The following is a 26,528-nucleotide window of genomic DNA, read 5'->3' on the forward strand; positions in this document are numbered from 1 at the left end:
CTTCGCTATTGGACATAAAAAGCCCCTGAAAAGTTCGGGGGCTTTTGCCATTGATTAAGGTTTGGTTTGATAAGATTTGGGGTTACAAATATGTGTCTAATTCTGACCGGAAAAAAATTAGAGTTGTCACCAACGTAAATTTGTATGCTAAAGAGAACATACTTGATGTTTGCCTTAAGCCATAAAAAAACCTCGCAAGAATTTCCTTGCGAGGTTTTTGATTCAACAACCAATCAATAAATAAAATATTAGTGCGAGGCAGCAGGGTTCAAAAGGTCTACTACTTCCTGTGGTAACAATACCTTGTCTATAACGTGGACTATACCATTGCTCGTTGTAATATCTGCCGGGCCTACATTTGCATCGGTATCGGATTTATCCCTAATCCTGATGCCATGGTTTACAATGGCAAAAATCGCTTCACCATGATTGGCGGTTTCAATCCTTTGATGGTCTCTTAAATCCGTGGAAGCCACTGCTGCACCGACTACAACATGATATTTTAATACTCTGGCAAGCAAGGCTTTTTCTTGGTCTGTATCAAAATCGGCCAGGCTGTGATAATCATCGCCTAAAGCATCCAATAAATCGGCAAAAGCTGCATTTGTAGGAGCAAAAACCGTGAATGGGCCGTCACCACTTAAAATTTCTACTAGTCCTGCATCAGCTTGTATCAACGCATCTACCAATAAACTTAGATCCGCTACGCTCTGAGCAGTTTCTACAATATTTGGTTCTGCCGGAGTGAGGGCATCTAAAGCAGATTGTGGCAATAATACCTTATTGATTACATGTACTACACCGTTGCTCGCTTCCACATCTGGAGTAACGACGGTTGCATTGGTTTCCGTAGCATCCTCTATGTGGACCGTGCCACCTTTTAGATCGATACCAACGTTTTCCCCTTGAAATGTTTCTATGTGCTGCCCGTTGCTCAAGTCCGTTGAGAAAGCTGCTGTGCCAGCAACTACATGATATGTAAGAATATCAACTAAAAGTGCTTTTTCATCGGCAGTATCAAAATCGGAAAGGTCATTGTAATCATCGCCCAAAGTATTCAATAACTCCGCAAAAGCTTCATTTGTTGGGGCAAAAACCGTAAATGGACCTTCACCACCCAAAGTTTCAACAAGACCGGCATCAGCTTGTTGTAACGCACCTACCAATAGGCTCAGGTCATCTGTAGCTACGGCAATCTCAACAATTGTTTTAAGGCTCATTGCAGCTAAAGCATCCAATACTTCTTGTGGCAGCAATACCTTGTTGATTACATGAACTACACCGTTGCTTGCTTCCACGTCTGGAGTTACAACAGTTGCATTGGTTTCCGTCGCATCCACTATGTGAACCGTGCCATCTTTTAGGTTGATGCCCACATTTTCTCCTTGTACTGTTTCTATGTGCTGACCATTGCTCAAGTCCGTTGAGAAAGCTGCTGTACCCGCTACTACGTGATAAGTCAATACCTTGACTAAAAGTGCTTTTTCTTCGGTTGTATCAAAATCGGAAAGGCTGTTGAAATCATCGCCCAATGTATTTAATAACTCTGCAAAAGCCTCATTTGTTGGAGCAAAAACTGTAAACGGACCTTCACCGCCCAAAGTTTCGACCAGCCCCGCATCAGCTTGTTGTAACGCACCTACCAGAAGGCTTAGGTCATCCGTAGCCACTGCTATATCCACAATATTCTTTAACGTCAATGTCGCTACGAAATCGACAGCGGATTGTGGTAATAATACTTTATCTATAGTATGTGCAACACCATTGGAGGCCATAACGTCCGTTGCGGTAATATTGGCATTGGTCTCTGATGCGTCCCCTATCACAAAAGTTTCACCTGAAGCTATGATTTCTACGCTATTGCCTTTCAATGCAGTTTCCACCGCTCCTTCTGCTAAATCGGCCTCTTTTACTTCTGCACCGGCAATCACATGAAAGAGTAAAATATCTTTAAGTAATGCCAGTTCTTCTTCCGTATCAAAATCATCCAGACCATTATAATCCTCTCCTAAGGCTGTTAGTAAATCAATAAAGGCTTCATCGGTTGGAGCAAAAACTGTAAATGGTCCTTCGCTGGACAACGTTTCGGCTAAACCAGCCTTTATGACTGCCGCTTCTAAAATAGATAAAGCTTCCGTAGCAACGACAACATCTACCAACGTTCCTTCTTCATTTTCCATACCACTGTTCAAGGCATCAATAATGGCCTGTGGCAACAAAACTTTATCAATAACATGTACAATTCCGTTACTGGCCTCAACATCTGGTATGACTACCTTTGCATTTGTATCGGTAGCATCGTCTATGAATACTCCACCTTCAAGGGTAATAGCAACTTCCTCTCCCTGTACGGTCCCTATTTTTTGTCCTTCCTCTAAATCTGTAGATTTAGCAGCAACACCGGAGACTACATGATACGTTAATATCGTTTTTAGTATTTCCAATTCTTCGGCAGAATCAAAATCCTCTAAAGAATCAAACCCTTCCAATTGATCCAACAATGCTGCAAACGCTTCATTTGTAGGGGCAAAGACAGTAAAGGGGCCATCGCCGCTCAGTGTTCCTGCCAAATCGGTTTCTTCTAAGTTGTCCACAGCGGTCAATGCCGTTACCAAAGAGGATAATGCATCCTCTCCCGATGCGGTTTCAACAATGGTTTTTGTTTGTGATCTTTCTGTCATGGTATCCTCTTCTTTTTCGCAAGAGAGTACAACAGAAATCAAAGCAAAAAGTGCTAATAAATTTTTAATCGGTACAAATTTTTTCATTTTTAGTGTTTTACGTTAATGTTTAATTAATAGTTGTTTAATTAAAACAATTTAAAAGCATTGAATTTGATTTTTTAATTCGACATTAATATAATTTTGTGGAGTTATACGTCGATTTATACTAAAAATCATCTATAAAGTTCAACAATACTTCATTTTTGTTTAATTTATAGAAAAGATGTAAAAAATTAAAAAGGTTGCTTTTGTTTATAAATAATTTAGAAAAGTTTAACAAAATATAGAATACGGATTTCTGAAAAGAACTGCATTAACGAAAAAAAGAGCCGCTTTTTAGCGGCTCTTAATATTCGAATATGTATTCCTTGTTTACTAATTAGTCGTATCCGGAATCATGACTTTATTGATAGCATGGATAACTCCGTTTGCGGCTTGAACATCGACTGCAATAATTCCAATATCCATATTTCCAGAACCATCCGTAATGGTGACATTGCTACCGTCTATACTGAATGTTAACGTGTCTCCTTCTAATGTAGCAGGGGATACTAAACCATCACTTAAATCTCCTGAGACAATATTCGATTCTGAAATAACATGATGGTTTAATACAGCTGTTAATGCATCACCACTTGGTACTTCGGTTAGCGCATTGAAAGCATCGTTAATTGGTGCGAATACTGTAAAAGGAGCAGGAGTTGTACCATTTGCAGTACTTAAAGTACTTACAAAATCGGGCTGACCTTCAGCGGTCAATGCCCCGACCAATGAACTAAAGTTGGGATCGGCCGTAGCGAACGTAACCACAGTAGGTAAGTCTATTACAGTATCAACGGCATGAATAACTCCATTAGTGGCCACGATATCTGCAGCTGCAACAGTACTGGTCCCATTTAATTTGACTCCGTCGTCCGTATTGATATAAATACTCAGAGCATCACCATCTGTATTTGTGGCCGCAGTATTTGCATATGAATTGGATAAATTTGCTTCGAAAGCTGCAGTTCCGGAAATTACATGATTTGAAAGTATATCATTTATATCATTCATATTTGGGTTTTCAAAAGAAGTAAAGGCACTGTTTACAGGTGCGAAAACCGTGAAATCCGTCATAGCGTCCGAAAGCAAATTGGTGAACGTGGTATTTCCATCAGCTGTCAAGCTGCCAACCAATTCTGTCAAATCCGGGTTGGCCACTGCATGGTTTACAATGTTCGGTAGCGCAATAACACCATCAACAATATGGACTATACCGTTACTCGCCTTAATGTCTGAAGATGTTACCGCTGCTCCCCCATTAGTCAAGCCTCCATTTAATACAACACCATCAGCAGTGTTTATAAACATGCTAAGAGCGGCATCTTCAGGTCCTGAGGTTGCTAATGTAGATACATAGCCTGTAGTTAAATCCGTTGATAAATTTGTTCCGGTAACAACATGATTCAATAATACTTGCGTCAATACATCCACAGGGACGGCTGCTAAATTCTCGTAGTCATTAGCCTCTAAAAATGCTGCAAAGGCATTATCTGTAGGAGCAAATACGGTAAAAGGCCCTTCTCCGGCTAAAACTGTGGGTAAATCACCGTTTGCTGCTTGTAACGCCGCAACTAGATTGCTCAATGTTGGAGTGTCAATCGCTAAATCGGTTATAGAATTCAAAAGGACACCTTCCAAAGCATCTATTGCAGCTTGAGGGAGAACAACTTTGTCTATAATATGCACTACTCCGTTACTTACAATGACATCTGCCTCTGTTACGGTCGCGGTTTCTCCAGCTGCATCTGTAAAAGTCACATTGCTGCCAACACCTACGGCCAAGCTTTCACCTTGGATAGTTTCAACAGAAGAACCATCTGTTAATTGTGCAGATGTAACTGCCGTGCCTGATACTACATGATAACTTAATATGGTGGCTAATAGGTCTTGTAATTGCTGGGAATTGAAATCATCTAAGGAATCAAAACCGTCCAATCTATTTAGTAAGTTGGCGAATGCATCGTTTGATGGTGCTAACACGGTGTATACAGCTGTTTCGTCACTAAGATTGGTTACAAAATTGTTGTTTGTACTTTCATCCGCTTTTTGTAATGCTGCTACTAAGGTACTTAGGGAAGAAGTGGCTTGTGCAGCTTCAACCACATTAGATTCCATATTTTCGGGCATATCGGGTCCGTCATCATCACTACAGGAAAAATTGATAAGTAGGAGGGAAGCGAGTGTTACTTTTAAAATTTTTGAAAATCCTTTCATGTTAAAATGTTTTAGGGTTAAATGTTTAAAATATTAATTATTTAAATGAACAATTTATAGAATCACTATTATTTTGATTCTCAATATAATACTAGAAATATTTAAATTATCGAATGAGAATGACTGTTATACATTGAATAATAGATTGATTATTAAAATTATTTCGTTTTATTTTCTGTTAGATGATAATAGTAACGATAGGTTGCTTTTGTTTATTTATTTTTTGCAAAAGTTTAACAATAAATGATTAACCGCGTTATTTTTCATTGGATTTAAGCACAAAACAAGATTTTTTAGAAAATGAATACATGTATATCGGCGTCATAATTATTGAGCTAGTATATAGCGTCAAGTCTTTTTTTATAGTAAAGGAGCGTAATTTTGTATTTTTGCAAAGACTTAAAATAGGTTATGAAAAAAGTAGTTATCGGACTTTCCGGAGGCGTAGATTCCAGTGTTGCCGCTTATCTTTTAAAAGAGCAGGGATACGAGGTCATTGGACTATTTATGAAGAATTGGCATGATGAATCCGTGCTTATTTCCGAGGAATGCCCATGGTTGGAGGATAGCAATGATGCACTGATTGTAGCCGAAAAATTAGGCATTCCATTTCAAACTGTAGATTTAAGCGTTGAATACAAAGAGCGTATTGTGGATTATATGTTTCGGGAATATGAGATGGGGCGTACTCCCAACCCGGACGTGCTTTGCAATAGGGAAATTAAATTTGATGTATTCTTAAAGATTGCGTTGGAATTAGGTGCGGATTTCGTGGCCACTGGGCATTACTGCAGAAAGGGAACTATCGTTAATGCTGACGGTACGGAAACATACCAATTATTGGCAGGCAAAGACGGTAACAAGGATCAGTCGTACTTTTTATGTCAACTATCACAAGAGCAATTATCAAGGACCCTGTTTCCCATAGGGGAATTGACCAAACCTGAAGTACGAAAAATAGCCTCGCGGATGAATTTAATTACGGCTGATAAAAAAGACTCCCAAGGACTTTGTTTCATTGGAAAAGTACGATTGCCAGAGTTTTTACAACAGCAATTAAAACCTAAAACCGGGAAAATTGTGGAAGTCCCGGAATCGGTCGAACAGTATAAAAGGATATTGCCAGCGTTCGATTCCAAAATAGAGGAACTGGCGTTTTATGCCAAAAAACCTAATTATAACCCGGAGGACGGGAAGGTAGTAGGTGAACATCAAGGAGCGCATTATTTCACCAAAGGACAACGAAAAGGCCTACATGTGGGCGGTACCAAAGAACCGTTATTCGTAATTGAAACTGATGTTGAAGAAAATATCATATATACGGGACAGGGAAAATCGCACCCAGGATTGTACAGACGTACCTTATTTGTGAACGAGGAAGAAATACACTGGGTAAGACCGGATCTAAAGTTAAAAGCGGACGAAAGTTTGGCTGTGATGGCAAGAATCAGATATCGGCAAGAATTACAAAAAGCGACCTTGTACAAAATTGATAACGGACTTTATGTAGACTTTGAGGTAGCCCAATCCGCGATAACCGAAGGTCAATTTGTAGCATGGTATTTGAACGATGAGCTTTTGGGTTCTGGTGTCATTTCTTAATTTCCTGTCAGTTCTAGTGGAATCGAGAACAATATTCAGGATAAACATGCCTATTCTACTCAAGGCACAAAAACTCAAATAAATGCAAAATAGCGTCACGCAACTTTTTAATATTAAATACCCCATAATACAGGGAGGTATGATCTGGGCCAGTGGATGGCGATTGGCATCGGCAGTTTCCAATGCGGGCGGGTTGGGTATTATTGGGGCAGGCTCCATGTATCCAGAAGTGTTGCGGGAACATATTCAAAAGTGTAAAAAAGCCACTAAAAACCCTTTTGGAGTAAACATTCCTATGCTATATCCTGATTTGGACAAGCTCATGGATATCATCGTTGAAGAAAATGTAGGTATCGTATTTACTTCGGCAGGAAATCCAAAAACATGGACTGCTTTCTTAAAAGGGAAAGGGATAACCGTAGTACATGTGGTCAGTAGTGTCAAATTTGCTTTGAAAGCGCAAGATGCCGGTGTTGATGCCATTGTTGCGGAGGGCTTTGAGGCTGGCGGACATAATGGTAGGGATGAGACCACTACCATGGTCTTGATTCCTGCAGTTAAAGAGATAATCAAAATTCCGTTGATAGCCGCAGGTGGCATCGCTTCAGGAAAATCTATGTTGGCAGCCATGGTTTTAGGGGCGGATGGAGTTCAAATTGGGAGTCGGTTTGTGGCGAGCCTGGAAGCCTCTTCACACCTTAATTTTAAGGAAAAAGTTGTTGCTGCCAAAGAGGGCGATACACAATTGACCTTGAAGGAACTGGCACCCGTACGTCTTTTAAAAAATAAATTTTACCAAGATATTCAAGAGGCATACTCGCATTGTGCGTCACCGGAAGAACTTAAATCCCTTTTGGGAAGAGCGAGAGCAAAAAAAGGAATGTTTGAAGGCGATATGGTGGAGGGCGAACTGGAAATAGGTCAAGTTTCCGCTTTGATCCATGAAATAAAATCCGCAAAAGAAATCATAGAAGAAATTATGACAGAATTTGAAAGTACGGTCAAAGACATGAATTCCTTTCTGATCTAGTTTGATGAAGTTCTCTGACTGCCTTATATTTATGCAAAACAAATTCTTATGAAAAGTAGTGCCAAAGTGTATTTCTTACCCGTTTTGTTGGCTTTTTTGATGATGGGCGGTAGTACGGTTGCCCAACAAGTAGACCCGTTGGAAGGAAGATGGAACCTGACGATTTCCAAGGATGGAGAAGAACTACCTTCTTGGTTAGAAATAAATCATTCTGGCAACAGTACGCTTGTTGGAAGGTTTACCTACGCATTTGGTAGTGCCAGGCCTGTTGCCGAAATAAAGAAATTTGATGAGGTATTTTATTTTGCCATTCCCCCACAATGGGAAGAAGGTGCGGCCTATATGGAATTCCAAGGAAAGAAAGTGGGAGAGGAGCTTAAGGGCACTATGAACTATACCGATGGCACCACTGCAGAATGGAAAGCCGTCAAGGCCCCAAAATTAACCTACACCGCGAATCCAAAATGGAGAAAGACCAAAAAGATATTTAATGGTAAAAATTTAGATGGATGGAAGGCCGATAGGGAAAATCAATGGCAAGTAGTAGACGGAATCTTAACTAGTTCAAAATCTGGGGCAAACCTTATCACTGAAGAAAAATTCACGGACTTTAAACTTCATGCAGAATTTAGATATCCAGAGGATAGTAATAGCGGAATCTATTTGAGAGGGCGTTATGAAATACAAATAGCCGATAATATTGGTTTAGAGCCCTCTTCCATCTACTTTGGGGGTATTTATGGTTTATTGACACCCAATGAAAATGCAGCCAAAAAAGCTGGCGAGTGGCAAACGTATGACATTACTTTGAATGGGAGACGTGTGACCATTACGGCCAATGGGAAAACCATAATTTCCGAACAAAATATTCCGGGAATGACCGGCGGCGCATTGGATAATGATGAAGCTGCTCCAGGCCCCATTATGATTCAAGGAGATCATGGCCCTGTGGAGTTCAGAGTGTTGGAGATTACTCCAATTTCTGGAAAGTAGTAGTTGAGGGTTGGTTGACCACAGCAATTACCTATTCACTGTTAGTGTAACTTTATCCAAAGTTTTATTGGAAAATTTATCGACTGCGGTAAAAATCAATTCAAAATCTCCAGTCCGAGTTGGCAATCCGGATAATTTCATTTTATTAGTGTCAAACTCCAACCAATCGAATTCATTTTCATTACTGCTTAGAGTCAATTGTTCGTCATCTATATCTTTAAAATAATCCGAAGGAATAGGTAATTCAAATTTATCGCCCACTTGTACTACCATATTGGAGAGCGGATTGTAAACAAAAGGTTTGAACACTTTTGAGGTATTTACCCAATAAATATCCGATTCGGTCAAGCCCTTTTCTCCAATCTGTAGGCGCGTAAAAAATAAAAATTTGTTATCGATACTTATAAAAGGCCTCCTGTCCCAATCTTTTGAATTTATGGTCGCGTCAAGGATTTGTGGTTCTGTCCAATTATTGTTATGATCGCGATAACTGATGTATAGATCCATCCAACTTTCATTATCCGTAAATCTACAGAACAGGATATATTCTTCCTTGGGAGAAATGAATACACTTTCTTCATCATTTGAAGATTTGAACTTGGATATTTCTTGCGCACTTTGGTACTCGTCATCCATTAACTTTGAGTAAAATAAATCGGCGGTGTAACAATCTTCTTTTCCCAAACAATTTCTATTCGATGAAAAATAAATTGTTCCATCAGAGGTCATGCAGGCATTGGCTTCCCTACTTACGGAATTAACGGGAGCTTGAATTTTTTTAGGAGAATCCCAAATACCGTTACTCTTTTCAATTTTCCAAATATTGGTAGCTCCGTTAACGTCGTCGGGTTCACTTTGGGCATAAAGCAACGATTTTCTGTCTGGCGTAAAATAAGGCAGAAACACACTTTTGTTTTCCAAAGGCTCAAAGGCCTCGGGAACAGTCCATTTCTTGTTAACTTTTCTTGAATAATGGATAGCTCCACTTACCCCATCTTTGTTCAGAATTCCAAATGCAAGCTCATTTATATTAGGAGTAAACGAAATCCCGTGCTCAAATCTGCCTTTTTGAGAAATTGAACCTTCTCCGAATATGACCGGAGTTGCTCCAGGTTCAGGCTGTCCAAAGTAATTCACCGTTATATTATTTGTGGCACAGCCCATCATTCCGAGAAAAAGAATGAAGAGAAGAATATTTTTTGTCATAGTTTTAAAATCTGAGTTTCTACACCAACAAAGTTGCCAGCAACCAATAGTGTTACTTTTATAATTTTGGTTTATTTTCTACACATTTTTACCTACTGGATTTTCCGTACACTTTTCAAAAGATTTTACGAATTTTTTCAATTCTGTTTCTGTTTTCTTGTCCAATATTTTACCGTCTTTCCCTATTTTCCCCTTTACTCCTTTAATTAAAAGAGTTGTTTCATCCGTGAATTTAGTTTGTATGGTTTTCATAATCAATTTCAATTCCTCATGTCCTTTTTCCCCACTAGCAGAAGCGGTTATAAGTCCAATTGGTTTGTCGGAGAAAACAGTTGTAGATACGCACCACTCGATCATATTTTTTAGACCGCTTGGAATACTGAAAAGATATTCAGGTGTACAAATAATAATTCCATCTACATTTTTGATTTTACTTCTAAAGTCAACTATTTTTTCGGGTACATTTCTATCGGTCAGTTCCGTTTTAAAATGCGGTAATTCGGTTAAATCATCTATAATTTCCAAATTGAAATCAGATTTTTCGGATTCGGCTATCCATTTGAGAATCGATAGGTTTGCGGAGTTTCTACTGGCACTTCCACAAATTCCAACTATATTTTTAATTTTTAACATTTAATCTGTATTCTAACAGTTTTACTGGCTTGAGGATATTATTTTTATATGAAAAGCGAGGAAGTTTAAACGGGTTCAATTATACGTATAAATTTTATGCTGTATAATTTACTGCCTATCAATATAAATTGATATTGGCTTTTGTAGTTTTTTTATCATCTAGTTAAAAGTTAAAACCCTTCAATTTCATTGCAGTTACTTTTAATTTCCACAGACTTTTAAGAGTATCTGTCATTTCGTACGCAGTGGGAAATCCCATGATGAATCGATACCATGGGATTCCTCGTCGCCGCGCTCTGTCGGAACGACTCTCGCTCAAAAAGAATTCCGTTCCTTAAAGAAAACTATGGATTTTAATCTATAGTTGTCTATTTTCTAAAAATAAAAAACATCAAAGCTGTATTTATTTTGAAATAAGGTATTTTACTCATTTATACCAACTACCTGTTTTACAATTTCCTCGGCTTTGGCAACCTCGTCCTTGTTCACGTGAATTTCTACTGTATCTTTCATTGCGGTAGCAAAACCTGCCATCCGAGCAGATTCCCCTTCATTTTTTACAATAGGGGTAATCCCGATTTCTTTTAGTTTCGCTTCAATTTGTTTTCCTACGAATTGATTGCCCGTGAATATCTTATAATAGTCAGATTCCATAATATCGTTATTTAACTGCGTTTAATTCTTGGAGAAATATCGCTAAGTTTTTGAGGGTTTTGGTAAGCACTTCAATCTGTTCCTGAGCTTCTTTCCAGTTTTTTTCTTCTACCGCTTCTCGTACTCCCGGTAAAGTCTTTACCCCATATCCCGTATAAAATCCCGGAGCATAAATTTGATGTTTGTACCAAGGCCTTCTAGGTAACCCTTCTTCGCTCGTCAAAACATGCTCCGCCATCATTAATTTTTTGTTGCGCGTATTTTTAAGGATTTCCGATAATTTTGAAATATCAATCTTATTCGTATCGATCAACGTTTTTAATATGGCCATTTGATTTTGCAGCGGAGAGAAATCCAAATAAGGAACGGGCTCTTTTTTTTCAGGTTTCATAAATGGTTTCATTGGGTCTGCAGCCAATTCAAAGAGATTTTTATCGACCATCATATTGTGTTTTTCAACATCGGAACGCATATTTTCCGTAAGTGACATAATTTCATTCAGATACCTGTTGACGGTATTGTGCCACTGCTTAAAATCAAACGGTAATACATCTGCATTGGCCAACCGTAAACTTATGCGGCCAGCAGTATTGGCCAGTGCGACGCCGTAGGCAAACTCCGGGTCCTTAAATCTCTTGTAATGTGGATAGGTATCATAAATGGTATGATATTCTCCCCCGGCATTTTCTCCTCCAAAGCCTAGATTTAAAGATGGAATCCCGGCATGTTGTATAAAAGGTGTGTAGTCCGAACCGGAACCCAACGCATATAATTCAAAAGCATCTGTTCCTCCGTTAGTCATATCTCTGGCCATACTGCGGTCTTTGACGGAAACTTTCGTTTGCGGGTCCGTAACGACCTCCGTTACTTCACCTACCATGGCCTGTAGCGTATGGGAACCTCCGGCACGCAGAAAACCACGTCCATTACCATCGGTATTGATATAGGCTATCACTTTCTGTTGCAATTCCTTTTTGTGGTCCTCCACCCATTCCGTAGAGCCTATAAGTCCGGGTTCTTCCGCATCCCACGCACAATACACCATGGTTCTCTTGGGTTTTTGTCCTTTTTTCGCCAATTCCCCAACAACTCTTGCTTCTTCCATCAAAGCGACCATTCCGCTAATAGGATCATTGGCACCATGTACCCAAGCATCGTGATGATTACCGCGCATTACCCATTGGTCGGGATAATCGGCTCCCTTTAGCGTGGCGATGACATTATGTGCCGGGACCAGTTTCCAATCGAATTTTAATTTCAGATGCACCTTTGCAGGTCCAGGTCCAATATGGTAAGTGATGGGCAGCGCTCCACGCCACAAAGTTGGGGCAACGGCACCGTCCAAGGCTTCCAACAAAGGTTGTGCATCTTCATAGGAAATGGGCAATACCGGAATTTTGGTTATGGTGGGCGCATTTTTTCTATCCAAACGTTTGGCATCTTTAGTGGCGCCATATCCCGGCGTTAGTACATCTCCCGGATAGGTAGGCATATCCATCACAGAACCTCGCTGTACTCCGGTCTTATTCTTAAAGGCTCCTTTTGGATATACATCTCCCCGCCCATAACCATCATCTTGCGGGTCTGAATAGATGATGCAACCAATAGCCCCTTTTTCAGCAGCAAGCTTTGGTTTTATACCACGCCATGAACCTTGATATTTAGCGATGACAATTTTGCCTTTTACACTAATTCCCAACTTTTCCAATACTTCGTAATCTTTTGGGATACCATAATTCACAAATACCAATTCCGAGGTAACATCACCATCTATGGAAAAAGCGTTGTAACTGGGCAACAAAGCATCACCTTGAGCCGTAAAAGGGTCTCCTTCTACAGGAACTGCGGTGAGTTTTGCTTTGTATATGGTAGGTCCTGTTAGTTCCAAAACTCTTTCCGTTGGATATGGAAATAGTATTTGATAGGTCTCTATCTTGGTGTCATATCCCCAGGATTTAAACTGTTTTTGCATCCATTTGGCATTCTCTTCTCCATATTTAGTTCCTACCCAATGGGGTTCAGCGGCCATTTTTTGCATCCATTCCTCCAAATTCCGGGCATTCAGTTTGCTTTCAAAAGCAGTTTCCAGTTGAATTTGTTTTTTGGCGTTTTCAGGGGCAAAGCCCAAAATGGATTCTTGGGCCATCACGGTGGTTATTGACAGGAGGCCGAGTAATATTATCAGTGGTGTTTTCATTTTGGTAGAATTAGCTGTTTTTAAATGTACTATAAATTCAATTTTTTATGAAGTATTTTTATCAGGTGTTGGCTATGGTATCAAGTGCATCGATCAACATATCAATATTTTTTTTAGTGATGAATATGGCAAATGAGAGCCGCACCGCATTGAGTCCAAAAGTGGACATGGGCCTAGAATCAATTCCATAGTTATCGAATAATTGCTCTTTCACTATTTTCACATCCTTCCCTTTTAGTTCTACTACCTGTATCCCCGCAGAAAGTTCATCATTAACAGGTGTTTTGGAAATAATATTCGGGTTCCTCTTTATTCCTTCTAGAAAATAATGTTTTAGGGCATAGGTGCGCTGGTGGATATTACTTCCGCCTATGGCTTTACGATAATCTATAGCAGCTCCCAGGGCCAATAGCTCAGGAAGGTTTCTGGTATTATAATTTTCCAATCGCCTAATACTTTTGTCCTTATAACCACGGGCTACGATCAAAGGTTTGAGGTACTTTTGACTATCTTGCTTGGCATAGAAAATACCGATGCCTTTTGGGGCAAAAAGCCATTTGTGCGCGCTTACGGTATAAAAATCACAACCCATTTCCTTTAAGCTGGTTTCAACCATGCCTGCACCTTGTGCACCGTCCACGGCAACTAAAATTCCATTTTCATGTGCCATTTTAGAAATCTCCTTGATGGGGAACATCATTCCGTTGGTGTTTACGATATGGCAGATAGAAATTACCTTTGTCCTTGGGGTGATAGCTGCCTTGAAAATCGTTATTATTTCCTCTTTTGTCTTGGGTAAAATGGGAAGTACCGGTCTCACCAATTTTATTCCTTTTTCTTCTTGCCATACGGTCCAAGGGGCTACTGCACTTGTGTGCTCATGATCTGCTAAAATAACTTCATCATCCATATTCAGTTCCAGACTGCGGGCTATCAGGTTCATACCTTCCGTCGTATTATGTATAAGTGCTATTTCTTCTTTGGAAACAGAAAATAGATCGGCCACTTTTTCGCGTGTTTCTTCTTTTTCACCTTCCCAACCGCCCCACATGTATTTAGAAGGAAAATCATCTAGCGTATTTCTAAAATCATTAGTGGCCTTACGAATAGGCAAAGGACATGCACCCAATGAGGCATTGTTGAAATAGTTTATACCCTCGGCAAATTGAAATTGGGAAGCAACCGTTTCCCAATATTCTTCCGAAGTATCCGATTTGATTTTTAATAAATCGGTAATCGCAGCTTTTAAGGGAGGAGAATTCTGTGCCCAGTTTTGTAAAGGAAACGCTAAGGAAGCCGCAGCACTGGCTCCTATATTTTTGAGAAATTTTCTTCGGTTCTTTTGCATGTTCCTAAAGATAGGAATTTGCCCTAGACTCATCGAAAAAACAGTACCTGACTTTGATAATTCATGATTAAAATTTCAAGCTAGCTTACAGGCTCATGGGTACTTCCATAATGAGGATTTTTGTTTGGCCGGACACACTGATCTCAATATCCGCTATTTCCCATATGCCAAGGGCATCTCTTCTTGATAGAGAAAATTCACCAACTGTGGCATTTCCCTCAAGGACAAACAAATAGATTCCGTTATCTTCTTTTTTCAAAGTGTATGAGGTGTCGGTATCGGCATCAAATTCCCCAAGGTGGAACCAAGCTTCTTGATGAACCCAAACTCCTTGTTCATTAGGGTTAGGTGAAAGAATCTGGTAGAAACTGTTTTTTGTTTTAATATCCGATGTGGATATTTGGTCATACCGAGGTGTAACGTTTTCCTTGTTGGGAATAATCCATATCTGCAAAAATTTTACTTCCCTTTCCTTATTTTTATTGTATTCGCTGTGGGCAATCCCGGTACCAGCGCTCATGACTTGCACATCCCCTTCTTTGATGACCGTGGAATTGCCCAAATCATCCATATGCTGCAAATCGCCTTCCAACGGGATGGAAACAATTTCCATATTGTTATGCGGATGCTTTCCGAAGCCACGTCCTCCGGCAACCGTATCATCGTTCAGTACGCGAAGGGCACCAAAATTCATTCGCTGTGGATTATAATAATTGGCAAAACTGAAGCTATGAAAGGAATTTAGCCATCCGTGATTGGCATGGCCTCTCGTGTCAGAAGTATGGAGTATTGTTTTCATAGTTTTTAAAGAATCTTAAATTATTTAATCCAATGTTGGGCCATTTCTTTATTAAAGACGGTTTTTCTGAATTCGTTCGGTTTTTTATCGTTCAACAATTTTAAGCCACCGGATGCTTTTATAAGCTCCTGAAAGTGACTTTCCCTTGGTTTATACTTTTCCATATTCGCATAGGTCGTTACTAAAATAATGTGAAACGGAGCATCTTCGGTCGCTTTGGTTTCAATGATTTCAAAAGAATGAATGTATCCTTTTTCAAGAGCCGTTTGTCTCAATTTTTTCCAATTGTTTTTGTAATAGTATTCGGCTTCGGCATGATTTTTATTCAAGATTTCAACAAAATCGATGGTCGAAATTTTTTCTCCCTTTTGTGCATTGGTTTTAAAAGCAAGTAGCGCAAGTACAACTAAAAATTTAAATTTCATAATAAGATGCTTTTTTGATTGATGACTCCCATAAAAATAAGGAATGTCTCGTTTTACTTAATAGAACAAAACGTTAAGGATTAGCCAATCTTACTAATTCGGATGATTTTGATAGATAGGCGAACAACACTATCTATCTTGAATTTATAAGAGGCCTCTTGCCTTTATTTCCAAGTATTTGTTAATGGTGTTTATGGTCAATTGCCCAGGCTTTGTGAGGATGGTCTGGATGCCGTATTTCTGTAATTCTTTCTGCATTAGTTTTTTCTCCAAGGAGAATTTTTCCGCAATTGTTTTATGGTATATGGCTTGTATATTCTCGGCATCCGTAGCAATGAGTGTTTCAAGTTCCGAGTTTTCAAAGAAAATAACGACCAATACATGTTTTTTGGCCAACGCCAACAAATACGGGAGTTGCCTTTTGAGGGAAGAGATATGTTCAAAATTAGTATAGAGAAGTAACAGACTGCGTTGGTTCACTTTTCGTTTTACATGGCCGTAGAGCATACCAAAATCGGAATCGGTAAACTCGGTATCAATATTATAGAGTTTTTCCAGAATGGTATTCAAATGGGTGATTTTTTGGACTGCCGGGACGTATGTTTCAATCTGCTTGGAAAACCCTATAAGCCCGGTTTTTTCATTTCGCTTTAAGGCAACATTGGAAAACGCCAAAGCACTGTTAATGGCATAATCCAACAATTTGAGTCCGTTAAAAGGCATTTTCATAACACGGCCGGTATCGATGATAGAATAGACAGGCTGTGATTTTTCATCCTGATATTGGTTGACCATCAATTGATTTTGCTTCGCCGTTGCCTTCCAGTTCAGGGTGCGAATATCGTCTCCTTGCACATACTCCTTAATCTGTTCAAACTCCTGGGTATGGCCAATTCTTCTGATTTTTTTTAACCCAATTTGTGACAGCCTATTGTTTATGGCCAAAAAATCATACTGTTGCATTTGTATAATAGATGGGTAGACCGGCACCATTTGGTCTTTTTGGAACGTGAAACGTCTTTTCACGATTCTTAGGGGCGAAGAGGCATAGATATTCAGGTTTCCAAAAATATATTCGCCGCGGTCTACAGGTCTTACGGAATATTCAAATTCCCTGCTTTCTCCCTTTATGGCCGAGGTGATATAATTAAAATCGCGCTTTTGAAATTGTTCCGGTAGCTCATCGATTATGGAGGTAATGGTTTTAAAGGGATATTCGGTCTTAAACCGAATGAGGACCGGATTCATATCACTATTGGAAAATTTTTTGGGCAGCACCCTGTTCGCTACCATTCCTTTTCCTGTGGCGTAGAGCAGAAAAACATCGAATAAAAATAGCCCGACCAACACCAAAATCAATATCCAAGCGATAGGGTATAGGTTTTTAAACCAAAAGGAAACAATGAAACAGGCCGAGAGAATGGCCAAGTATTTAAAAAAAGTATTGTGTATGTAAAACGATTTTAGGAATTGCATCTATCGTGGAATTTCTACACTTTCCGTTATCATTGCTATAACGCTCTCCGTGGTCATGCCTTCCATTTCGCGTTCCGGGGTCAATATTACCCTGTGGTTGAGTACGGGGACCAATGCCTTTTTAACATCTTCCGGGGTTACAAAATCCCTTCCGTTCACGGCGGCAAAAGCCTTTGCGGTGTTCAATGCGGCAATAGAAGCTCTTGGGGAACCTCCCAAATACAAATGTGGATGCTTACGCGTCTTACCAATGATATCGGCAATGTATTTAAAGATTTTTTCTTCTACGATGATATCTTGGATCTGAGCTTTGAAAGCGGCTAGCTCCTTAGGTTTCAGCACGTCCTTTATTTGTGTTTGAGGCAGTTTTCCTTTTCGCTCGTGGTGCGTTTTTAAAACAAGTATTTCTTCTTCAAGCGATGGATAATCTACTTTTATCTTAAAAATGAATCGATCCAATTGTGCTTCCGGTAGCGCATAGGTGCCTTCTTGTTCAATCGGATTTTGCGTGGCCAACACCATAAAGGGAGCATCCATAGGGTAGGTAGTGCCATCCATGGTCATTTGGCGTTCTTCCATTGTTTCAAAAAGTGCCGCTTGGGTTTTGGCCGGGGCTCTATTGATTTCATCGATCAGTATGATATTGGAAAAAATAGGCCCTTTCTTAAACTCAAAATCCGAAGTTTTTGCATTGAAGACAGAGGTTCCTAAAATATCGCTGGGCATTAGGTCTGGCGTAAATTGAATACGGCTGAAATCTGTTTTCAAGGTCTTGGCAAAAAGTTTTGCGGTAACCGTTTTTGCGATTCCGGGGACACCTTCTATCAATACATGCCCGTCCACCAAAAGGGAAACGATCAGTAACTCCATAAATTTTTCTTGTCCCACGATGACCTTGGCCAGTTCCGCTTTAATGTCCGCAACTGCTTTTTGTAAGTTTTCCAGAGGTATGCGGTTGTCAAAATTTAAATCGTTTGTGTTTTCTTCATTATGCTCCATGTGCTCCGGATTTGAATTTTTGTATTAAGTTATTTAGTTTTATTAATTGGGAATCAGTTATTTCTGTACTATTCCTGATTTCTTCTATAAATATGAAAAGCGATTTTACCCACTCAAAGGAATGCCCACTTCTTGATGCCAGATTCTTGTAAAACTCGTCTTCCTTGGTAATTGTTCCCAAATAATAGGTTGAACGGATTTTGTGCAAAAAAAAGTTGATCTTATGTTCGGCAATGTTCTTTTGGTCACTCTTTTCAAAATACATGTCAGATATCGTTCGGGTAAACGCAAGTGTCTGATTTTTTAACGGAACAACCACCGGTATGGCCCGCTGTTTTCTTTTCCCCTCGAACAAAATATAGACAAACGCTCCAATGAGTGCAATGTAATAGGCCCATTTTAGTTCTTTGGTATTCAAAAAGATATACATGGGAGAGGTGTAGAAAGACTTTCCGCTTTTATAGTGGTTGTCCAGATATATTTGGTCCGCGTCACTAAAATAGGAGAGGAGCCCGGCCGTATATTGCTTATTGTCTTTTTTTAAAATAAAATAATTGGTAAAGGCTTCCGGAAAGGTAGAGAGTATAATTTCTCCATTTCCGAAAGGTTGGCGAATAACATTGAAATTTTTATAATTTTGCTTTCCACCACCTTCTGACGAGGTACTCACTCTTGCCAATAGTATCGTATTTAGAGTATCTATCTCACTGAAATAGGTGGCTTGTGTACTTTTTTCAAAAAGTATGGAATCCTGTAGCTTTAAATTGGGATTCACTAAAAAATGTTCTTGTTTTTGATTGGTCTCAAACCCTGAGTAGATATTGGCAACACCCAAATGCAACGTGTCCAATAATTTCGCCTCAAAGCTTTTTGAGGCGATAAAAGTTATATTTCCCTTCGCGGTCCATTCCAAAATTTTTTTCAGTTCACTTTCTTCAAAAGAGACGCGGTTGTTGATGAAAAGATAAGCACCTTTTATACTGTCATTTTTACCCAAAAATTCAAATGGGGGCAGCTGTATTTGCTGTACTTTGCCCGGAAACAACTTTGGAACCAATTCATTGAGAACAAAAGTGCCGTACGGAATCTTATGCGTTGCCACATAGGACTCGAACCAGTTTATTTTTTTTGGTTTATTGTACTGTAAAAGCATCAATATACCAATAGTGAGGACAGCAATAACAATATATACCGTAGACTTTTTAAGCATTGTTCAGCAAGTTTTGTAAGGACTCAAATGAAGATGCCGCCTTTTTGTATTTGTTTTCATCGATTGGAAAATCCCCATACCAGATGTAATCGTATAAACGTGTTATGCGCGTAAAAGGGTATTTAAGGTTCTCTTTTTTTAGTTCGGTTATATAATCGGTGTTCGTTTTTTGTTGTTCCCAGTCAATGAGTTCTTTATTGCTCATTGTTTGGAGTGTTAGTAGATAATAGTAACGTATGGCCAAGCGATAATTCTTCTCGGCCAACGCATTTTTTATCAGTTCTTGAATGTCTTCGTTTTTTATGATATGTTCTTCTTCGGATAACGTAACCAGGGCCTGATTCTTTTTTGCATAGCTCATGGACCTTGCATTCACGTTCAAGAAAAACTTGATCAATATAAAAAGTAGGACAAGAATCAAGAGGTATGGTAAAAATTGTAAAAATGTATTGAACGCTCCCGCTGCTTTTTCAACTCCAAAAAGCCATTCAAAAAACTTGAGTAAAAGATTGCCCAGCCAATTTTTAAAAGCCAACCACCACTCCGGTGCTTCACTTTTTACCTCTTCATAATCGAACTTTGGATTTTCTTTGAATGTGGTCAGGTCCTCTTCTGTTATCGTAAGTTTTTCAACATTGGAGGCATCGTACCTTACCGCGAGCGAGTCTTTTTGTCCTTGAACCAGTAGGGCATAAAGGCTTAAAAGAAGAAATATCCAAAGGGATTTAGGCATATTAATTATCTCGAATTTCCCCAAGGTTATCAATACGTTCATAGGTTCCGGTAAAGTTCTTTTTCTCATTTAAATTGAAATAGATAAAGGCACCGGCTATTATGATTATTATATTAAGTACAAATCTAAAAATTATCGAGGCAAGATATAATATGATATATATAGGATCTAAAAATATGCTAAATGGTGTAGATTCAGCATCATATTCACCAGCTGACGTTATTACTTTAATCCAGCTATACATCGTTGCTGGCATACTTAATGCAATCCCAGCTACCGCAATTATAATGCCTATAATCAATAGAGTTGCGAATGTAATCCACCATTCATCTTTTACTAACTTAAAGCAATAATTATAAGACTCAATCACACCTTTCTTACTAAATGCATATACGGCAAAAGCTAAGGAAAGAGGGACATAAAGAAATATACCCGGAATACAACAAAATAAAATACCTATACCAACACTTAGGACAAACAGAGAAAACAGTCCAAAAAAATTCCAAAAATTTTGATAAACTTTTTTCTTTATTTCCGAAAAATGCGTTTTTCCATTATTATCAATATATGATTCAATAAAATAGAGTATTGAAGATTGTGACATTATGATCGTAACGATAGCTGAAATTATCACTGAGATAACTAAAACGATAGTTAATAGGACTGAGTAAAATTCATTAGGAGACTCAATATTAAAATCAAAAATTGAATTTAGGACGTAAAAATAAAGCCCTGAAGAAATAAGCATTATCAAAATGTATGGGCTAACAATTTTAAAAAATGTAGTCAATAATGGTTTAAACTGACTTCTTAAAAAACCAAAAGAATCAGACAAAACATCGCCCAATTCACGTTGTTTTTTAAATTCGATATAATCGGTTTTCATGCTTGATGGTATTTTTTATGTAATCGATATGGATATATAACGTAGTAAAATAAAATGAGTGCCAATGACGCTGTAATGATAAAAATAGCCAGCCAATCCGGCATCTCGGTATGGCGTGTTACGAAACCTTCCAGAAATCCGGCCAAAATAAAAAAGGGAACGGTACTCACCATAATCTTGAGTCCGTTTTTGACCCCTCGTTTAAAAGATTCTAATCTCGTGAAAGTCCCAGGAAAGAGCATCCCGTTGGCCAATACCAAACCCGCGCATCCGGCAATGACAATGACCGAAATTTCAATCGTACCATGAATCCAAATGGTACGAACGGATTCCCACAACAGTCCTTTTTCATAAAAGAAATATTGAAAGCTCCCCAACATAATTCCATTTTGCAGCATGACCATTAAGGTGCCAATGCCTAGCATAATGCCATAAACAAAGGCCATCAACGCCACGCGAATGTTATTGATCGTGATTCCTAAAAACATATTGAATTCCCCCATTTGTTTGTATACGGCCATGGGGTCTCCTTTTTCAATATTGTCCAAGGTCATGTTCACATAGCCGTCCCCCAAAATGGACCGTACAAAATCACCTTCATTAGCGGCAGAATAAGCACCCACAAAAGAGAAAAAGAGAAAGACCAGAAAGGCGATCAACAATTCCCGATGATGTTGCTTGAACATCATGGGAAATTCGGTTTTCCAAAAACTAATGATCCTGTTTTTGGGTTCCCGCTTGGTTTTATAGATTTTTTGATGCGCTTGCGAAGCAAGGGAATTTAGATAGAATTCCGTATTGCTGGAAGGGTAAAAAGTTTTGGCGTAGCTGAGATGGTCCGTAATTTCAATATACAAATCGGACAATACATCCGATGCCAGATTCGTTTTGTTAGCCAATGCGTTTTCAAAAGTAGACCATTTGTCTTTATTTTGCTTTACAAAGGCAGCTTCGCGCATGTACGGATAGGGTTTATACCAAAGAAACAAAAGAATGGAACAATTTCAAATAGAAACCGCTCAAAATATAAGCATAGACCAAAACACCGCCCACTTGGGAGATCGTATGTTGGCTTATATTATAGATTCTTTGGTAATCGTCATTTATTATGTGTTGATGATCTGGCTATTATTGGCACTGGATGTGGAGCCTGGTGACCAATGGGCCATATACATGGTAGTGGGGTTGCCCGCGTTTTTGTATTATGTGTTGCTAGAAACGTTTATGGACGGTAAGACCATTGGTAAAAATCTCATGCAGTTGCGCGTAGTGAAAATAGATGGAACAAAACCCAATTTTGCGAGTTATTTTGTACGGTGGATATTGCGTATTCTGGATGTTTCCCTGAGTTCAGGCGGAGTGGCAGTCTTGACCATTTTAATACGTGGAAAAGGGCAACGTGTAGGTGATATTGCGGCTGGAACTACCGTCATAAGTGAAAAGAAGCGCGTATTCCTCAAAGACACTCTTCTTAGGGAACTGCCGGATGATTATAGTCCTGTATTTCCGCAAGTAACTGTTTTTAAGGACAGGGAGATGCAAACCATAAAAGATTTGTACGATGGGGCAAAAAGAAACGGAAACCATAACGTGATTCTCTCGCTTAGCGATCGTATTCAAAAAGTAATGGATATTTCTACGGATTTACAACCTATAGACTTTGTGGATATCGTAATAAAGGACTATAATTACTATACACAACAGCTATAAGTTCATGTTCTACTTGGTCATTGATATTTTAGGTACGGTCGCTTTTGCCATTTCCGGTGTATTGGTGGCCATGCAAAAGAAGCTGGATTTGTTCGGAGTATTTATCATTGCCTTTGTCACCGCCGTAGGAGGAGGAACCTTACGTGACTTATTGATAGGCAATACACCCGTGGGTTGGATGAAAACGCCTATTTATATTCTTACGATTACCATCACGGTCATTATCGCAATTCTATTTATAAATCAAATAAAACATTTGCGTAAATCCCTATTTCTGTTCGATACGATAGGTATAGGCTTGTATACCATGGTGGGGATTGAAAAAGGCCTTGCTGCCAATCTTTCCCCTATCATGTGCATTGCGTTGGGAACCATGACCGCCAGTTTTGGGGGAGTTATCCGGGATATTCTTTGTAATGAAATTCCGGTAATTTTCAGGAAGGAAATCTATGCTACCGTTTGTATTCTAGGGGGGCTCGTTTATTTTATCTTGATACAATTTTCTGTGGATACCCAGATCGCTTATGTCTTTGGTATTTCTTCCATCATTGCCATGCGATTGATCGCCGTAAAGTTTAAAATTAGTCTTCCGAATATTTATAGAAGATAGTAGTTAGTAGTTAGTAGACAGTAGTCAGTATTAAGTAATAAGTTTTTTGTGTTTATAATTTTAAAATAAGTTTCTTACTCTCAACTCTCAACTCTCAACTCTCAACTCTCAACTCTCAACTCTCAACTCTCAACTCTCAACTCTCAACTCTCAACTCTCAACTCTCAACTCTCAACTCTCAACTCTCAACTCTCAACTCTCAACTATTCACTCGACCACCTCCGCCTTTTCAATATAGATATTCTGTGAGGGCCAATCACCTTTTTCTACAGGTTGGGAATTTATTTTATCAACAATGTCCATTCCTTCTATAACTCTTCCGAAGGGCGTATAATCACCGTCCAAATGATAGGAGCCTGGCTTGGTTACCACAATGAAAAATTCATAGGGCGAGGCCAACATATGTGGATTATTGATTTCGCTACTGGGCATTGAGATGGTGCCTCTGTGATGTTTGTGTCCTTTTCGGGTATCCGGTGGAAGAAGATATCGGCCAATTTCCCTTCTTTTTTTGGCCGTTTTTTGATCGTCCGAGTTGCCTCCTTGTATAATAAAATCCTTTACCACTCGATGAAATTGGGTCTCGTCAAAATATCCCTTTCTCGTGAGGTAAATAAAATTGGCTTTGTGGTACGGTACGTTATCGTATAATTGAACGGTAAAGCTACCAAGACTCGTGGTGATTTTTACTTTGTCTACTTTTAAATCTTTTTGGTAATCAAAGAAGAAATCTATGGCATTAACTTCGGTAAGCTCAAATTGTTCTTCCTGAGCGGTTGCCACGGTATCCACAGTAATCATAGTGTCCTTTTGAATTGTAGATTCTGTTTTAACGCTTTCCGGTTTGTTAGGATTATCTTTGCAAGTCCAATACAAGAGTGGGCAAAAGAATAAAAAGGACCATAATTTAAGCAGACGCATGGATTTCAACATTTTTGAGCAACGAATTTCAAAAATAAAAAATCTGCCCCTACCGGGCGAAGCTTCGCACTATAAAATGGCTCCCGAAATGCGGATTAAAGAGTTGGCAGCGGCACAATTTGATAAAAGCAACGCTAAGAAAGCCGCGGTGATGGCTTTATTTTATCCCGATTTACAACAAAAGACCAACCTTTTGTTCATTCTGCGAAAAACATATAAGGGCGTACATTCCAATCAAGTGGCTTTTCCGGGTGGAAAAGCGGAAAAGGAAGATGAGAGTTTGGCGGTTACCGCACTCAGGGAGACCCATGAAGAAGTTGGGGTACATCCGGGCGATGTTTCGTTGATTAGGGAACTTACGGAAGTGTACATTCCCCCTAGTAATTTTGAAGTGGCGCCTTTTATCGGCCTTTATAAAGAACCGAAACCCTTTATACGCCAAGAATCGGAAGTGGAGCTGCTTTTGGAAGTCGCCTTAACGGATTTCCTGTCGGAAGCCAACATTGTTTCTAAAAAACTGAACACCTCCTACGCAAAGGAAATAGACGTACCTGCTTTTAAATTAAACGGTTATATCGTCTGGGGAGCGACCGCAATGATGATGAGCGAGATTAAAACCTTGTTGAATCAAGTGTTGTAATGCTTATTTACTATTTTAGCATTTATGGGATTGTTTAAAAAGAACCCTTTTGGACATAATCTGTTTCTTAAAAAATGGCTTATCCGTATTTTGGCGGTATTGTCCCATCAACGCTATAAACGCTTTAATAAATTAGAGATCGAAGGTTCCGATATTATCAGAAACTTACCGGATACCAATGTACTTTTCGTCAGCAATCACCAGACTTATTTTGCGGATGTAGTGGCCATGTTCCATGTGTTCAATGCAAGCTTAAGTGGGCGGGATGATTCCATTAGGAACATCGGTTACATTTGGCAGCCTAAATTGAACATGTATTACATTGCTGCGGCAGAAACCATGAAAAAGAGTCTTTTGACCAAAATCTTGGCCTATGCAGGTTCTATTAGTGTTGAACGTACTTGGCGTTCCGAGGGAAAAGAAGTCAACCGACAGGTAAAAATGAGTGATATCACCAATATTGGAATCGCTTTGGACGACGGATGGGTCATTACTTTTCCACAGGGAACCACTACGCCGTGGAAACCGTTAAGAAAAGGTACGGCCCATATCATCAAGAAATATAAACCTTTGGTCGTGCCGGTGGTCATCGATGGTTTTAGACGCTCTTTTGATAAAAAGGGATTACGTGTCAAGAAAAAGGGCATCCTTCAATCCATGGTCATCAAAGAGCCATTGGAAATAGATTACGAAAACGAGACGAACGAGGCCATCATTGAAAAGTTGGAGTATGCCATTGAACAACATCCATCTTTTTTAAAAGTAATTTCCAAGGAAGATTTATTGGCGTACGAAGAGGAAAACAAACAGCGTAAATGGCGCTCTGGTTAAATTTCCAATCGCTTTAGTTCCCCGTAGTTTTTATTCAATTTTCGCAGTAACAGCCCGTAAAGCAAAAAGTAGATACCACCCATAAACAGCGTTAAAAGTACGCCACCAACACCAACGGTAAGCATGAGCGTTATCTTAAGTTGTTCAGGTGTAATCTTATCAATATTCTTGATATCATCAAAAGCACCGACAAGATTATCGTTTAGATAAATACCGATGACCATCATGATAACGGTAACCATAATCATGGACAGTGAGAAAATAACATAATGTTTTACCGTTTTACGGGTCTTTATAATTTTTTTCATTAAACTCCTAGAGTCGTCCAAGACCGATATCTCCTTAAATCTTTTGTAAAACTGAAATATAAAATAAGCGGCCACACCGTAGGTAATGATTGAAGCTATCCACAGGTATTTGGAAATTCCAAGATTATCATAGATTTCCATCCCTTCCCTCATGGAAGGCAATAGATATAATAAGTGGGGAATGGTAAATTCTAAAATACTGATAATCAATATCCAACGAACAATAGATGATGATTTTTTCCATATCATCTTATGTATATCGGAATAGGACAATTTAGGCACGTCAATTTCCTTTTTCTGCCAGTCTTTTTTTAATAATTCCAATTCGTCCGTCATAA

At 39.1% G+C, this 26,528-nt stretch carries 24 protein-coding genes; 7 read left to right on the top strand and 17 right to left on the bottom strand.

The window, feature by feature from the left end; all coding sequences use genetic code 11:
- Positions 1-248 precede the first annotated feature (248 nt).
- Both ACKWBX_RS07590 and ACKWBX_RS07595 read right to left on the bottom strand, forming a co-directional pair.
- Positions 249-2,768: a fasciclin domain-containing protein gene (locus ACKWBX_RS07590; protein WP_413968071.1), complete on the bottom strand. Its 2,520-nt coding sequence runs from the start codon at positions 2,766-2,768 to the stop codon at positions 249-251.
- 330 nt (positions 2,769-3,098) lie between these two features.
- Positions 3,099-4,979 carry a fasciclin domain-containing protein gene (locus ACKWBX_RS07595; RefSeq protein ID WP_413968072.1) on the bottom strand — a complete coding sequence of 627 codons (1,881 nt, stop codon included), beginning with the start codon at positions 4,977-4,979 and terminating at the stop codon, positions 3,099-3,101.
- 411 nt (positions 4,980-5,390) lie between these two features.
- Here ACKWBX_RS07595 and mnmA point away from each other — a divergent pair, with 411 nt between their 5' ends.
- The 3 genes from mnmA to ACKWBX_RS07610 all read left to right on the top strand — a co-directional run bounded on the left by mnmA (position 5,391) and on the right by ACKWBX_RS07610 (position 8,604).
- The gene (mnmA, locus tag ACKWBX_RS07600) at positions 5,391-6,581 is read left to right on the top strand and encodes a tRNA 2-thiouridine(34) synthase MnmA (RefSeq protein WP_413968073.1); all 1,191 of its coding nucleotides are present in this window, start codon (positions 5,391-5,393) and stop codon (positions 6,579-6,581) included.
- A gap of 82 nt (positions 6,582-6,663) precedes the next feature.
- Entirely contained in the window at positions 6,664-7,611 is a 948-nt protein-coding gene (locus ACKWBX_RS07605; protein WP_413968074.1) for an NAD(P)H-dependent flavin oxidoreductase, read from the top strand.
- Between the two features lie 48 nt (positions 7,612-7,659).
- The gene (locus ACKWBX_RS07610; protein ID WP_413968075.1) at positions 7,660-8,604 is read left to right on the top strand and encodes a 3-keto-disaccharide hydrolase; all 945 of its coding nucleotides are present in this window, start codon (positions 7,660-7,662) and stop codon (positions 8,602-8,604) included.
- Positions 8,605-8,631: 27 nt separating this feature from the next.
- Here the strand turns inward: ACKWBX_RS07610 and ACKWBX_RS07615 are convergent, their stop codons facing one another.
- From ACKWBX_RS07615 to ACKWBX_RS07675, 13 genes are all read right to left on the bottom strand, one after another.
- Entirely contained in the window at positions 8,632-9,810 is a 1,179-nt protein-coding gene (locus tag ACKWBX_RS07615; RefSeq protein ID WP_413968076.1) for a putative Ig domain-containing protein, read from the bottom strand.
- A gap of 78 nt (positions 9,811-9,888) precedes the next feature.
- Positions 9,889-10,443 carry an NADPH-dependent FMN reductase gene (locus tag ACKWBX_RS07620; protein ID WP_413968077.1) on the bottom strand — a complete coding sequence of 185 codons (555 nt, stop codon included), beginning with the start codon at positions 10,441-10,443 and terminating at the stop codon, positions 9,889-9,891.
- Between the two features lie 423 nt (positions 10,444-10,866).
- The gene (locus tag ACKWBX_RS07625) at positions 10,867-11,097 is read right to left on the bottom strand and encodes a putative signal transducing protein (protein ID WP_413968078.1); all 231 of its coding nucleotides are present in this window, start codon (positions 11,095-11,097) and stop codon (positions 10,867-10,869) included.
- 7 nt (positions 11,098-11,104) lie between these two features.
- Positions 11,105-13,294, bottom strand: coding sequence for a M28 family metallopeptidase (locus ACKWBX_RS07630; protein WP_413968079.1), 2,190 nt, complete (start codon positions 13,292-13,294; stop codon positions 11,105-11,107).
- A 61-nt stretch (positions 13,295-13,355) separates the two neighbouring features.
- Positions 13,356-14,642 carry an aminotransferase class V-fold PLP-dependent enzyme gene (locus ACKWBX_RS07635; protein ID WP_413968080.1) on the bottom strand — a complete coding sequence of 429 codons (1,287 nt, stop codon included), beginning with the start codon at positions 14,640-14,642 and terminating at the stop codon, positions 13,356-13,358.
- A gap of 85 nt (positions 14,643-14,727) precedes the next feature.
- On the bottom strand, positions 14,728-15,441 hold the full coding sequence (locus ACKWBX_RS07640) for a pirin family protein (RefSeq protein ID WP_413968081.1): 714 nt from the start codon (positions 15,439-15,441) through the stop codon (positions 14,728-14,730).
- 20 nt (positions 15,442-15,461) lie between these two features.
- Entirely contained in the window at positions 15,462-15,866 is a 405-nt protein-coding gene (locus tag ACKWBX_RS07645; protein ID WP_413968082.1) for a hypothetical protein, read from the bottom strand.
- A 144-nt stretch (positions 15,867-16,010) separates the two neighbouring features.
- Positions 16,011-17,342: a DUF58 domain-containing protein gene (locus ACKWBX_RS07650; protein WP_413968083.1), complete on the bottom strand. Its 1,332-nt coding sequence runs from the start codon at positions 17,340-17,342 to the stop codon at positions 16,011-16,013.
- A complete protein-coding gene (locus ACKWBX_RS07655) occupies positions 17,343-18,341 on the bottom strand; it encodes an AAA family ATPase (protein WP_413968084.1) in 999 nt (332 codons plus the stop codon). It lies immediately after the preceding gene.
- The gene (locus ACKWBX_RS07660; RefSeq protein ID WP_413968085.1) at positions 18,331-19,551 is read right to left on the bottom strand and encodes a DUF4350 domain-containing protein; all 1,221 of its coding nucleotides are present in this window, start codon (positions 19,549-19,551) and stop codon (positions 18,331-18,333) included. Before ACKWBX_RS07660 ends, ACKWBX_RS07655 begins: the two co-directional genes overlap by 11 nt.
- Positions 19,544-20,353 carry a DUF4129 domain-containing protein gene (locus tag ACKWBX_RS07665; RefSeq protein WP_413968086.1) on the bottom strand — a complete coding sequence of 270 codons (810 nt, stop codon included), beginning with the start codon at positions 20,351-20,353 and terminating at the stop codon, positions 19,544-19,546. The genes ACKWBX_RS07660 and ACKWBX_RS07665 overlap by 8 nt, the downstream gene beginning before the upstream one ends.
- Positions 20,286-21,170: a hypothetical protein gene (locus tag ACKWBX_RS07670; RefSeq protein ID WP_413968087.1), complete on the bottom strand. Its 885-nt coding sequence runs from the start codon at positions 21,168-21,170 to the stop codon at positions 20,286-20,288. Before ACKWBX_RS07670 ends, ACKWBX_RS07665 begins: the two co-directional genes overlap by 68 nt.
- Positions 21,167-22,129, bottom strand: a complete 963-nt coding sequence (locus tag ACKWBX_RS07675; protein WP_413968088.1) for a stage II sporulation protein M — start codon at positions 22,127-22,129, stop codon at positions 21,167-21,169. Before ACKWBX_RS07675 ends, ACKWBX_RS07670 begins: the two co-directional genes overlap by 4 nt.
- A 34-nt stretch (positions 22,130-22,163) precedes the next feature.
- On the opposite strand from ACKWBX_RS07675, the gene ACKWBX_RS07680 reads away from it, so the two are divergent.
- Positions 22,164-22,880, top strand: coding sequence for an RDD family protein (locus ACKWBX_RS07680; protein WP_413968089.1), 717 nt, complete (start codon positions 22,164-22,166; stop codon positions 22,878-22,880).
- Between the two features lie 4 nt (positions 22,881-22,884).
- Positions 22,885-23,490, top strand: coding sequence for a trimeric intracellular cation channel family protein (locus ACKWBX_RS07685; RefSeq protein WP_413968090.1), 606 nt, complete (start codon positions 22,885-22,887; stop codon positions 23,488-23,490).
- A gap of 207 nt (positions 23,491-23,697) precedes the next feature.
- Here the strand turns inward: ACKWBX_RS07685 and ACKWBX_RS07690 are convergent, their stop codons facing one another.
- On the bottom strand, positions 23,698-24,423 hold the full coding sequence (locus ACKWBX_RS07690) for a peptidylprolyl isomerase (protein ID WP_413968091.1): 726 nt from the start codon (positions 24,421-24,423) through the stop codon (positions 23,698-23,700).
- Here ACKWBX_RS07690 and ACKWBX_RS07695 point away from each other — a divergent pair.
- Positions 24,410-25,051, top strand: a complete 642-nt coding sequence (locus tag ACKWBX_RS07695; RefSeq protein WP_413968092.1) for an NUDIX hydrolase — start codon at positions 24,410-24,412, stop codon at positions 25,049-25,051. The genes ACKWBX_RS07690 and ACKWBX_RS07695 overlap by 14 nt on opposite strands.
- Positions 25,052-25,075: 24 nt before the next feature.
- A complete protein-coding gene (locus ACKWBX_RS07700; RefSeq protein WP_413968093.1) occupies positions 25,076-25,882 on the top strand; it encodes a lysophospholipid acyltransferase family protein in 807 nt (268 codons plus the stop codon).
- Here ACKWBX_RS07700 and ACKWBX_RS07705 read toward each other — a convergent pair.
- Entirely contained in the window at positions 25,879-26,526 is a 648-nt protein-coding gene (locus ACKWBX_RS07705; RefSeq protein WP_413968094.1) for a hypothetical protein, read from the bottom strand. The two genes, ACKWBX_RS07700 and ACKWBX_RS07705, sit on opposite strands and share 4 nt — an antisense overlap.
- Positions 26,527-26,528 lie beyond the last annotated feature (2 nt).

It is taken from the genome of Maribacter algae, assembly GCF_047345745.1.
GTDB lineage: Bacteria > Bacteroidota > Bacteroidia > Flavobacteriales > Flavobacteriaceae > Maribacter.

Bases quoted from the DNA above. Each gene is read 5' to 3' on its own strand.
- ACKWBX_RS07665 (WP_413968086.1), bottom strand. From the start codon at position 20,353: ATGAGAAAAAGAACTTTACCGGAACCTATGAACGTATTGATAACCTTG.
- ACKWBX_RS07695 (WP_413968092.1), top strand. From the start codon at position 24,410: ATGGATTTCAACATTTTTGAGCAACGAATTTCAAAAATAAAAAATCTG.
- ACKWBX_RS07645 (WP_413968082.1), bottom strand. From the start codon at position 15,866: ATGAAATTTAAATTTTTAGTTGTACTTGCGCTACTTGCTTTTAAAACC.
- ACKWBX_RS07640 (WP_413968081.1), bottom strand. From the start codon at position 15,441: ATGAAAACAATACTCCATACTTCTGACACGAGAGGCCATGCCAATCAC.
- ACKWBX_RS07650 (WP_413968083.1), bottom strand. From the start codon at position 17,342: ATGCAATTCCTAAAATCGTTTTACATACACAATACTTTTTTTAAATAC.
- ACKWBX_RS07675 (WP_413968088.1), bottom strand. From the start codon at position 22,129: ATGCGCGAAGCTGCCTTTGTAAAGCAAAATAAAGACAAATGGTCTACT.
- ACKWBX_RS07705 (WP_413968094.1), bottom strand. From the start codon at position 26,526: ATGACGGACGAATTGGAATTATTAAAAAAAGACTGGCAGAAAAAGGAA.
- ACKWBX_RS07595 (WP_413968072.1), bottom strand. From the start codon at position 4,979: ATGAAAGGATTTTCAAAAATTTTAAAAGTAACACTCGCTTCCCTCCTA.
- ACKWBX_RS07610 (WP_413968075.1), top strand. From the start codon at position 7,660: ATGAAAAGTAGTGCCAAAGTGTATTTCTTACCCGTTTTGTTGGCTTTT.
- ACKWBX_RS07625 (WP_413968078.1), bottom strand. From the start codon at position 11,097: ATGGAATCTGACTATTATAAGATATTCACGGGCAATCAATTCGTAGGA.
- ACKWBX_RS07685 (WP_413968090.1), top strand. From the start codon at position 22,885: ATGTTCTACTTGGTCATTGATATTTTAGGTACGGTCGCTTTTGCCATT.
- ACKWBX_RS07700 (WP_413968093.1), top strand. From the start codon at position 25,076: ATGGGATTGTTTAAAAAGAACCCTTTTGGACATAATCTGTTTCTTAAA.
- ACKWBX_RS07635 (WP_413968080.1), bottom strand. From the start codon at position 14,642: ATGCAAAAGAACCGAAGAAAATTTCTCAAAAATATAGGAGCCAGTGCT.
- ACKWBX_RS07605 (WP_413968074.1), top strand. From the start codon at position 6,664: ATGCAAAATAGCGTCACGCAACTTTTTAATATTAAATACCCCATAATA.
- ACKWBX_RS07680 (WP_413968089.1), top strand. From the start codon at position 22,164: ATGGAACAATTTCAAATAGAAACCGCTCAAAATATAAGCATAGACCAA.
- ACKWBX_RS07655 (WP_413968084.1), bottom strand. From the start codon at position 18,341: ATGGAGCATAATGAAGAAAACACAAACGATTTAAATTTTGACAACCGC.
- ACKWBX_RS07630 (WP_413968079.1), bottom strand. From the start codon at position 13,294: ATGAAAACACCACTGATAATATTACTCGGCCTCCTGTCAATAACCACC.
- ACKWBX_RS07690 (WP_413968091.1), bottom strand. From the start codon at position 24,423: ATGTTGAAATCCATGCGTCTGCTTAAATTATGGTCCTTTTTATTCTTT.
- ACKWBX_RS07590 (WP_413968071.1), bottom strand. From the start codon at position 2,768: ATGAAAAAATTTGTACCGATTAAAAATTTATTAGCACTTTTTGCTTTG.
- ACKWBX_RS07620 (WP_413968077.1), bottom strand. From the start codon at position 10,443: ATGTTAAAAATTAAAAATATAGTTGGAATTTGTGGAAGTGCCAGTAGA.
- mnmA (WP_413968073.1), top strand. From the start codon at position 5,391: ATGAAAAAAGTAGTTATCGGACTTTCCGGAGGCGTAGATTCCAGTGTT.
- ACKWBX_RS07660 (WP_413968085.1), bottom strand. From the start codon at position 19,551: ATGCTTAAAAAGTCTACGGTATATATTGTTATTGCTGTCCTCACTATT.
- ACKWBX_RS07615 (WP_413968076.1), bottom strand. From the start codon at position 9,810: ATGACAAAAAATATTCTTCTCTTCATTCTTTTTCTCGGAATGATGGGC.
- ACKWBX_RS07670 (WP_413968087.1), bottom strand. From the start codon at position 21,170: ATGAAAACCGATTATATCGAATTTAAAAAACAACGTGAATTGGGCGAT.